The organism is Mesorhizobium sp. M4A.F.Ca.ET.020.02.1.1 (assembly GCF_004022645.1).
Taxonomy (GTDB): Bacteria; Pseudomonadota; Alphaproteobacteria; order Rhizobiales; family Rhizobiaceae; genus Mesorhizobium.
In genome coordinates this window covers 1-1,834 of sequence record NZ_RZOI01000969.1, presented here as the reverse complement: position 1 = coordinate 1,834, position 1,834 = coordinate 1, and the positions used below count along the sequence as shown (strand labels likewise).

Below are 1,834 nucleotides of genomic sequence, written 5' to 3'. Positions count from 1 at the left end.
CCGACACGCCGTCCAGCGTGAGCGTGTGCTCGGCCGCCGTCTGCATGTTCGGAGAGGTTTGCGTCGCGGTATCCTGGAGGTAGTAGACGCGGAAGCGGTCTTCGCCATCGACGTTGTTTGCATTGAGGTCCTGGCTGCCATAGGCGCGCGTCTTCGAGCCGAGGAAGACGTAGCCGGGACTGCCGAGAGTGTTTGTGCCGCCGGCACCCGAGGTGTCGCCGAACTGAATCGTGTCGACATCGGTGTTGCCGAAGATCCGGGTCAGTACGGTCGGTCCGGTGACCGGGTCGGCCGTCAATGTCGGCGTTGCCGAGCCGACCGGCGCGCCGATCGTCTTGTTGCCCGGCGTCACTGTCGCGTTGGCGACGATACGGCCACGCAGCACCATCACGGTGCCGAAGGCGACATCCAGATTGACGAGCGCATGGATGACCTCGTCGGTCGCCGACACGTCGCCATAGATGTCGATGCTCTTGGCCGCCAGCGTCTCGCTGTTGGAGTCGAGCGTCACGTCGTCGCCGACGCGCAGCAGCACGGAACCCTTTTCGGCGAAGATCTGGCCATGCGTGATGACACGCGACGCATCGGGCTGGAAGGTCGGGAAGGTCGTGCCGTCTTCCCCGAAGCGGGCGCTGCCGCTGTGCAGCAGGTCGAGGTTCTCGCCCTGAGCCGAGGTTTCGCGCACCGTGATGCGGATATCGCCATCATAGGCGTGCGCCAGCACCAGCCGCAGATTGCCGGCGGTGCCGCCGGGAACCTCCGGCGCTTCGGCCAGGTAGATGTTGTTGCCGGCTTCAAGCGCGACGTCGTCATCGCTCGAACCGCGCGATGAATCGATCTCGAGATCGTTGGTAAAGGCGCCGATGGAGCCGCCACCATTGGCGTCGAGGTCGATGGTCTGACCCATCACGTCGGCAAAGTCGTCGCCGGCGCCGTTGTTGCGTGAATCCAGGATCGAGCCTGCGACGGTCCTCAGCGACACGTCACGGGTCGTGTGGACGGTATGAACATGCATGTCGCCGACGACTTCGTCGAGGAAGATGCCCAGCGTCGAATCCGCGCTGATGTCGAAAGCTCGCAGCACGCCAAGCCCACCGACGCCATTGCGGTTATCAACGTTGATCTCGAGGAAATTGCTCGGCTCACCAATGCCGCCCAAGGGCGAGTTGATGTCAAGCAGCGTCGGGTTGAGCACCTGAGCAGCGACTTGGAAATGGGTCGGATTGAACAGCCCGACGCCAGCGGCCATGGTGATGTTGCGGCCCGAGACATCGGCCTCGATCAAGGCCGGGTCGCCATTGTCATCGCGCGCATCAAGGATGCGCCGCGGCGAATACAGCAGCACATCGGAGGCATTGGAGCGAATGCGCTCGACGCGCATGTCGCCGGTCTTTTCGGTCAGCGCGATGTAGCCGTTGGTCAGCACGTCGATGTCGCCATTGCCGGCGATCTCGGTAATGCCAAGCACGTTGACGGTGGTTGCCGCCGGCGCCGGATTGGCGGCCGCGACGATGATGTCGCCGCCAGCGACGACCGAGCCTGCTTGCAGCCCGGGCAGCGTGCGCAGGCCGGTTGTCGGGTCGAGGCCCCGGAAATCATAGGTCGACGCGACTTCCGTGTTGCCGGTGGCGAAGACGCCACGGCTCAGCGACGGGATGGCTCCCGCATCCGGCCGGAAGAAATTGTAGTAGGTCTGTCCGCCGGCAGGCAACGCCGGCGCCTTGACCAGCAGGCCGCCGGACTGACCGTCGCCGAACTGTTCAATGCTGGCTTGCAGCAGAACATCCGCCGTATTGCCGGCCTTGATCCGGTCGATCTCGACGACGTAGAAGCC

At 64.3% G+C, this 1,834-nt stretch carries 1 protein-coding gene; it reads right to left on the bottom strand.

The features are described from left to right. Positions 1-1,834, bottom strand: a 1,834-nt coding sequence (locus EN742_RS38395; RefSeq protein ID WP_189375713.1) for a hypothetical protein, incomplete at both ends; no start/stop codon positions are given.